This window comes from Streptomyces sp. NPDC057654 (genome assembly GCF_042800135.1).
GTDB lineage: Bacteria > Actinomycetota > Actinomycetes > Streptomycetales > Streptomycetaceae > Streptomyces.
Window position 1 is genome coordinate 1 of the sequence record NZ_JBHVHQ010000385.1, and the last position, 7,749, is coordinate 7,749.

The 7,749-nt window shown below is 73.2% G+C and carries 7 protein-coding genes; 3 read left to right on the forward strand and 4 right to left on the reverse strand.

Annotated features, from left to right (window positions below):
• A partial coding sequence (locus ACFU99_RS25220) for an amidohydrolase (protein WP_384395646.1) occupies positions 1 to 1,626 on the reverse strand: 1,626 nt, incomplete at its 3' end.
• Positions 1,627 to 1,820: 194 nt separating this feature from the next.
• Entirely contained in the window at positions 1,821 to 2,261 is a 441-nt protein-coding gene (locus ACFU99_RS25225) for an Lrp/AsnC family transcriptional regulator (protein ID WP_030882603.1), read from the reverse strand.
• A gap of 197 nt (positions 2,262 to 2,458) precedes the next feature.
• On the opposite strand from ACFU99_RS25225, the gene ACFU99_RS25230 reads away from it, so the two are divergent.
• Both ACFU99_RS25230 and ACFU99_RS25235 read left to right on the forward strand, forming a co-directional pair.
• A complete protein-coding gene (locus ACFU99_RS25230; protein ID WP_384395651.1) occupies positions 2,459 to 2,845 on the forward strand; it encodes a hypothetical protein in 387 nt (128 codons plus the stop codon).
• A 187-nt stretch (positions 2,846 to 3,032) separates the two neighbouring features.
• On the forward strand, positions 3,033 to 4,217 hold the full coding sequence (locus ACFU99_RS25235) for a pyridoxal-phosphate dependent enzyme (RefSeq protein WP_384395653.1): 1,185 nt from the start codon (positions 3,033 to 3,035) through the stop codon (positions 4,215 to 4,217).
• 22 nt (positions 4,218 to 4,239) lie between these two features.
• Here ACFU99_RS25235 and ACFU99_RS25240 read toward each other — a convergent pair whose 3' ends face one another.
• Entirely contained in the window at positions 4,240 to 4,827 is a 588-nt protein-coding gene (locus tag ACFU99_RS25240; RefSeq protein ID WP_384395656.1) for an AAA family ATPase, read from the reverse strand.
• Positions 4,828 to 4,861: 34 nt separating this feature from the next.
• The gene (locus ACFU99_RS25245) at positions 4,862 to 6,034 is read right to left on the reverse strand and encodes an acyl-CoA dehydrogenase family protein (protein ID WP_384395658.1); all 1,173 of its coding nucleotides are present in this window, start codon (positions 6,032 to 6,034) and stop codon (positions 4,862 to 4,864) included.
• Positions 6,035 to 6,352: 318 nt separating this feature from the next.
• Here ACFU99_RS25245 and ACFU99_RS25250 point away from each other — a divergent pair, with 318 nt between their 5' ends.
• The gene (locus ACFU99_RS25250; RefSeq protein ID WP_384395662.1) at positions 6,353 to 7,690 is read left to right on the forward strand and encodes a glycoside hydrolase family 18 protein; all 1,338 of its coding nucleotides are present in this window, start codon (positions 6,353 to 6,355) and stop codon (positions 7,688 to 7,690) included.
• Positions 7,691 to 7,749 lie beyond the last annotated feature (59 nt).

Below are 7,749 nucleotides of genomic sequence, written 5' to 3' on the forward strand. Positions count from 1 at the left end.
CTCGTACACCGTGCGTCCGCCGACCACCGTGCGGACGCAGAGGGGAAGTTGGCGGCCGGGGGTGAGGTCGGGCAGGCCCGGCGTGCCGGAGCGGGGGTCGGTGGACCAGTCGGCGACCCGGGTGTCCGGGACCTGCACGACGAGGTCGCCGGTCTCCCAGATCGCGTAGTCCGCGGGGGCGCCGGGGACGAGGACCCCGGCGTCGTCGCGGCCGACGGCACGCCAGCCGCCGCGCGTGTGGGCGGTGAAGGCGGCGCGCACGGAGACGCGGTGCTCGGGGGTGCGGTGGAAGGCGGCGGCCCGCACCGTGCCCCAGGGGTCCAGGGGCGTGACCGGGCTGTCGGAGCCGAGCGCGAGCGGCACGCCGGCGCGCAGCAGGGCGGCGTACGGATTGAGCGTACGGGCCCGCTCCCGGCCCAGCCGCTGCGCGTACATGCCGTCCTCGCCGCCCCACGCGGCGTCGAAGGCGGGCTGCACGGAGGCGGTGAGGCCGAGTTCGGCGAAGGCCGCGATGGTCTCGGGGGTGAGCATCTCGGCGTGCTCGACGCGGTGCCGGGCTCCGCGGATGCGGGCGAGGCCGACGCGTTCGGCCGCGGCGCGCACGCCCTCGACGACGGCGGTGACGGCGGCGTCGCCGATGGCGTGGAACCCGGCCTGGATGCCGGCCTCGGTGCAGGCGGCGACGTGGGCCGCGATGCCGGCCGCGTCGTGGTGGGATACACCGGTGTGCGGCGCGTCGGCGTAGGGCTCGTGGAGGCAGGCGGTGTGCGAGCCGAGGGAGCCGTCGACGAAGAGGTCGCCCGCCGCGCCGATGGCGCCGAGCTCGCGGATGCGGTCGGCTTCCTTTGCGTCTGCGATGGCTTCGGCCCAGTAGCCGAAGACGCGGGAGCCCGCCTCCTCGGCGGCGAGCCTCAGCAGGCCGGTGAGGTCCTCGGGGCTGGAGATGTCGGGCCCGGCGCACTCGTGGAGGGAGCCGATGCCGCGGGAGGCGGCGTGGGCGCGGGCGGCGCGCTGCGCGGCGGTGCGCTGGGCCGCGGTGACGCTCTCGTGCGCGGCGGCCCGTACGGCGTGGTGCGCGGCGCCGGTGAGCGGCTCGTCGGGGGCGTACCCGGACAGCCCGGTGACGCCGGGCACCAGGTCGAGAAGGGCGCTGGTGACGACGGCGGAGTGGACGTCGACGCGGGTGAGGTAGAGCGGCCTGCCGCCCGTGGCCGCGTCGAGCTCGGCGCGGGACGGCGGGCGCGCCTCGGGCCAGCGGGTGGCGTCCCAGCCGTGGCCGAGCAGGACGCGGTCGGCCGCGTGGGCGCTCGCGTGGGCCCGTACCCGCTCCAGCGCGTCGGCGAGGGTGCGGGCGCCGGAGAGATCGAGGCCGGTGAGCGTGAGGCCGGTGGCGGTCGTGTGCACATGTGCGTCCGTGAACGCTGCGGTGACGAGCGCTCCGTCGAGGTCGACGATCTCGTCGACGCCGTCGGCGAAGGAGTCCGCCGCGCCTTCGGAGCCGACCCAGGCGACGCCGCCGCGCTCGACGACCATGGCCGTCGCGAAGGGGTCGGCGGGGCTGTGGACGGTGCCGCCGCGCAGCAGGACGGTGCGGCTCGGGGTCTCGGCGGGGGTGGGTTCGGTCACTGGTTCTTCGCCTCGTGGTGTCGTTCGGGCCGGGCCGCGCCGGCTGGTGTGCCGCGCCTGTGCGGCGTTTGTCCGGGGTCCGCGCTGTGTGCGCCACGCGCGGGCGCGCGCGTGGCGCGGTGCGGCGTACGGACCCGCCCAGTGTCGTCCCTCGGGGCGGCCGCCCCCTACAGGGGGGGTGGCGTCCCGCCGGTTCAGATGCGGGGCGGCCTGGCCTCGTACGGGGTGGACAGGACGACGGTGGTGCGGGTGGAGGTCCCGGCGAGGGAGCGGATGCGGGTGAGGAGGTGTTCGAGTTCGAGGGGGGTGGCGACGCGCACCTTGAGGATGTAGTTCTCGTCGCCCGCCACGCTGTGGCACGCCTCGATCTCGGGGATGTCGGCGAGCCGGTCGGCGATGTCGTCGGGCGCGCTGGGGTCGAAGGGTTTCACCGAGATGAACGCGGTGAGGGGCAGCCCCACGGCCTCGGGGTCGACGACGGCCGCGTAGCCGCGGATGACGCCGCGCTGTTCGAGGCGGCGCACGCGCTGGTGCACCGCCGAGGTGGACAGGCCGGTGGCCTTGCCCAGGTCGGTGTAGCTCATCCGCCCGTCCTTGACGAGCAGCTCCACGATTTGTCTGTCCAGCTCCTCCACAGCGGATCACCTTATGGGGTCGGAGGCGATCGGGCACAGTCGGCGGGCGTGCAACTGCTCGCGTCATGTGACGAACGCCACATCCGTTCACCCGTGTCCATCGGCGCGCTGCGATTATCCGCGCGGTCGCCAGGGAAATCCTTGCTGTGGTCGAGGCCACGGCGCCTGACCGGCCCATCTGAGGGGGAGATCCCACCATGCCCAACCCTGAACGCCTCGATGCGGGCGACACCGGCAATTCCGCCGACACCATCGACACGAGTTACGAGACCTACGAGATGTTCCGGGTCGTCTGCCCGGACTGCGCGGCGCCGATCGCGCTGCTGGCGGACGAGGACGTGCTGCCCGAGCACGCGCTCTGCCCGTCCCCGTGGAACCCGTTCGGGCTCACCGTCTGCCCCGGCGCGGGGCGCGGCGTGGCGGACGCCTCCCCGGCCGACGACTCCCCCGGCACCCAGGAGCGGGACGCCACGCTGCTGTTGACGCTGCCGGAGAGCCTGGACTGGCGGCGGCAGCCGTTCTCGCACATCGGCGGCCCCGCGTCCCGCCCGCTGCGGGTGCCCCGGATGCGGCCGCGCCTCTGATCGGCCTTCCAGGGCACCGGAGTTGCCGCTTCCGCCTGGTGGCAACTCCCTGCCCCCCGCGCCACTCCCGAATTCCGACTGTTCTCGATCCGTCGCCTCGCCGCCGTACGCTTTCTCTCGCGACGCACGAGGCCTACGAGCCGCATGAGGCGTCCGGTCCTTCCCCGCACGTAACCGGGAGCCTCCTGTGACGACACCTTCCCTGCACTGCCTGCGCTGCGGCGTTCTCGTAACGGGCTTCACCGGCTGTCCCGTGTGCGCCGCCGAGGGGCTCGGGGTCAACGCGGCCCCGCCCCTCGCCGATCTGTCCGGGCTGTCGCTGGAGCGGTATCCGGGCGGGCCGTGGGGCTGGCCCGGCGCGCTGCCCGTGTCGGCCGGCCCCGTCACGCTCGGCGAGGGCGGCACGCCCAACGTCCGCATGCCGCTGGCGGATTCGGACTCCGGCGAGCTGTGGGTCAAGATCGAGGGGGCCAACCCCACCGGGTCGCACAAGGACCGTGCGATGAGCGTCGGGGTGGCCGCCGCGCTGGACGCCGGGGCGGACACGGTGGCGGCCGCCTCGTCCGGCAACGCGGGTACGGCGGCTGCCGCGTACGCCGCGCGGGCCGGGCTGCGCTGCGTGGTCTTCACCACCCGTGAGGTGCCCGAGCCGCTGCGCGCGCAGATCGACGCGCTGGGCGCGGCGCGCGTCGAGCGGGACGACGCTGTGGCGCGCAACGCCGCCATGCGCGAGGGCGTCGAGCGGCTCGGCTGGTATCCGCTGACGACGTTCGCCCAACCGCCGGCGGGCGGCAACGCCTTTGCCAACGAGGGCTACAAGAGCGTCGCCTACGAGATCGCGCGGGACTTCGGGGAGCGGATCGGCGCGGTCGTGGTGCCCACCTGCCGCGCGGATCTGCTCGCGGGCATCGGCCGGGGCTTCCGCGAACTGCTGGCGGCCGGGCTGGTGTCGCGCACGCCGCGGCTGGTCGCCGCCGAGCCGGCCGCCGCGGCCCCCTACACCGCGGCCCTGTCCCGCACGGACCGCGCCGAGCAGGAGCACACGACGGTGGAGCGGGGCCAGTCCCCCGCCTTCTCGCTCGGCGAGTCGCGGCCCGTGTGGCAGGGGCTGGACGCGCTGTGGCGGTCCGGGGGCCGCGCGGTCGGCGTCCCCACCGACGCGTTCATGGCGGAGCACCGGGCGCTGGGCGCGCAGGGGCTGTTCGTCGAGCCCTCGTCGGCGGTGGGCGTCGCGGCCGGGCGGCGCTGGGCGTACGAGCACGGCGAGCCGGTCGTGGTGATCGGCACGGCCACGGGTCTGAAGGACATCGCGAGCGTGCCCGCGGGCAAGGCCGAGGAGCGGGTGCCGGAGGTCGCCCGGCTGACCTGCTGACAGGCGCCCGTACGCGAGCGCGTCAGCCGGGGTTCCGGCCGATCTCCTCCGTCACGAACCGCACGCGCTCCTCGACGCTCGCGCGCGGCAGCGGCACGAGTTCGTAGCCGTACGCGCGGTACGCCGCCGCCATCGCCTCGTGCGTGCGGCACGCGGTCTCGTAGGACTGCTTGCGCTCGGCGTCCTGCGCGTAGATCTCCGGCCAGGGCGGCGCGATGAACACCCGTCGGCGGTACCGGAACCGCTGGGCGGCGGCGTGCACATGGGGCGGCACGGGGAGCCCTTCGAGCCGCAGGTAGCCGACGATGTCGGGGATGCCGCGGTCGAAGAAGACGTGCCCGCACTCCCCCGCGGCGCGGTGGTGGGAGCGCAGGTCCGCGGCGAGCATCAGCTCGGCGAAGAGCTCCCGGTCGCGCCAGGGCAGCGCCCGGCCGCCGATGGCTGTCTGGTCCTGGATGACGGCGCGGCCGGCCTCGTGCGTGCGCGCGTGGCCGGCGTGCTCCAGCCGGTCGATCAGGGTGCTCTTACCGGCGCCGGGGCCTCCGGTGATCACGGTGAACCGCTCGGTGTCCGGCTCGGGCGCCGTCGCGGCGGCTGCTGTTGCTGGCATACGGGGCTGCTTTCCGCCCCGTGGCCGGGGCTGTTCAGCGTGATTCAGGGCCCGCGAGATGGCGGGCGACGACCATGCGCTGGATCTGGTTGGTGCCTTCGACGATCTGTAGGACCTTGGCCTCGCGCATATAGCGCTCCGTGGGGAAGTCGACGGTGTAGCCGTAGCCCCCGAGCAGTTGGACGGCGTCAGTGGTCACGCGCATCGCGGCGTCGGTGCAGAAGAGCTTCGCCATGGCGGCTTGCTTGGAGAAGGCCTGCCCGGCGTCGCGGAGCCGGGCGGCGGAGAGATACAGGGCGCGACCGGCCTCGATCTGGGTGGCCATGTCGGCGAGCATGAAGCGCAGGCCCTGGAAGTCGGCGATGGGACGTCCGAATTGCCGACGGCCGCCAGTGTACGCGAGGGCCTCGTCGAGGGCCGCCTGGGCGATGCCGATGGCGCAGGCGGCGATGCCGAGGCGGCCGGAGTCGAGCGCGGAGAGGGCGATCGCGAAGCCCTGCCCCTCCTCCCCGATCCGGCGGTCGTCGCCGACCTGGACGCCGTCGAAGTGGACGCCCGCGGTGGGCGATCCCTTCATGCCCATCTTGCGCTCGGGCCGCGCGGCCGTGAGGCCGTCGGCGTCGCCGGGGACGAGGAAGGCGGAGATGCCGCGCGGGCCCTCGCCGCCGGTGCGGGCCAGGACGGTGTAGAAGTCGGCGACGCCGCCGTGGGTGATCCACGCCTTGCTGCCGTCGATGGTCCAGGTGTCGCCGCCGCGGGTGGCGCGGGTGCGCAGGGAGGCGGCGTCGGAGCCGGCCGCGGGCTCGGAGAGGCAGTACGCGCCGAGGAGTCCCCCGCCGAGCATGGCGGGCAGGTGCGCGGCCTGCTGCTCCTTGGTGCCGAAGCCGGCCAGCGCGTGGCAGGCGAGGGTGTGGACGCTGACGCCGAGGCCCACGGTGAGCCGGGCGGCGGCGAGTTCCTCCAGGGCCTGGAGGTAGACCTCGTACGGCTGGCCGCCGCCGCCGAACTCCTCGGCGTACGGCAGCGCGAGCAGCCCGGACCGGGAGAGCAGGGCGAACACGTCGCGGGGGAAGCGTCCGTCGTCCTCCTCCTCGGCGGCCTTGGGCCGGATCTCCCGCTCGGCCATCTCGCGTACGAGCGCGAGCAGGTCGCGGGCCTCTTCGGTGGGCAGCTGACGCTCCACCGGCTGCGGGCCGTGGTGGGACATGGCGGTGCTCTCCTCCCTGTCGGGCGCTACGGCAGCGGGCGCGCGGGGTGTGGCGGATGCTGCCGTGTGGTGCTGCCTCGCCGATGGTCTCGCTCCGGGTCTCGGAGGGGTGTGACCTGCGGCTGCGGCGGGTTGGAGTATGCCCGATCGGAGGCCCCGCGTCACGGGTTCACCGGTCATGGCCTGCGGCTGAACGGAATTGGTCCGAACCATTGACGCACTGGTCTAGTCCATCTACGGTTCCTCAGGCAACAAAGTTCGCGTTCATGTCAAGTTGAGCAGCACACCCCCCATCTCCCCTTCCCACCGAGGAGAACCATGCTCAGACCGCACGGAAACCGCCCCCGCGCCCTGTTCGCGGCCACCGCCGCCGGTGCGGCACTGCTCGCCACCACCCTCTTCGCCGGCAGCGCCGCGGCGGGAATGGTCCCCACGGCCGTCACCGCCAAGGCCAAGCCGGCCGCCGCCGCGCAGACCGAAGCGAGCGCCGCGCAGAGCGCCCCGGTGAGCGCCCTCAAGCAGGACAAGCAGACGCGGCAGGACGCGACCGCCGGGAACAAGGTTGTCGGGTACTTCACCAACTGGGGCGTCTACCAGCGCAATTACCACGTCAAGAACATCGAGACGTCGGGCTCCGCCGCCAAGCTCACCCACATCAACTACGCCTTCGGCAACGTCACCGGCGGCAAGTGCGCCATCGGCGACTCCTACGCCGACTACGACCGCGCGTACGACGCCTCCACCAGCGTCGACGGCAAGGCCGACACCTGGGACGACGGCGCGCTGCGCGGCAACTTCAACCAGCTGCGCAAGCTCAAGAAGCTGCACCCGAACCTCAAGGTGCTCTGGTCGTTCGGCGGCTGGACCTGGTCCGGCGGGTTCGGCGAGGCGGCCAAGAACCCCGCGGCGTTCGCCGACTCCTGCTACAGCCTGGTCAAGGACAAGCGCTGGGCCGATGTCTTCGACGGCATCGACATCGACTGGGAGTACCCGAACGACTGCGGTCTGACCTGTGACACCAGCGGCAAGGACTCCCTCAAGAAGGTGCTGTCCGCGCTGCGTTCGAAGTTCGGGAAGAGCAGCCTGGTCACCGCCGCGATCAGCGCCGACGCCTCCAGCGGCGGCAAGCTGGACAAGGCCGACTACGCGGGCGCCGCACAGTACGTCGACTGGTACAACCCCATGACGTACGACTACTTCGGCGCCTGGGACGCGAAGGGCCCGACGGCCCCGCACTCGCCGCTCACGGCGTACAAGGGCATCCCGAAGGACGGCTTCAACTCGGACGCCACCATCACCAAGCTGAAGAAGATGGGCATCCCGTCCTCGAAGCTGCTGCTGGGCATCGGCTTCTACGGGCGCGGCTGGACCGGCGTCACGCAGACCGAGCCGGGCGGCACCGCCACCGGGCCCGCGGGCGGCACGTACGAGCAGGGCATCGAGGACTACAAGGTCCTCAAGTCCAAGTGCCCGGCGAACGGCACCGTGGCCGGCACCGCCTACGCCAAGTGCGGCAGCGACTGGTGGAGCTATGACACCCCGTCCACCATCGGCGGGAAGATGAAGTACAAGCAGCAGCAGGGCCTCGGCGGCACGTTCTTCTGGGAGCTCAGCGGCGACACGACGAACGGCGAACTGATCAAGGCGATCAGCTGAAGTTCTCCGTTTGACGGAAACAGCGGTGGAAAGTACCGGGGCGGGCGGCCGTATATGGC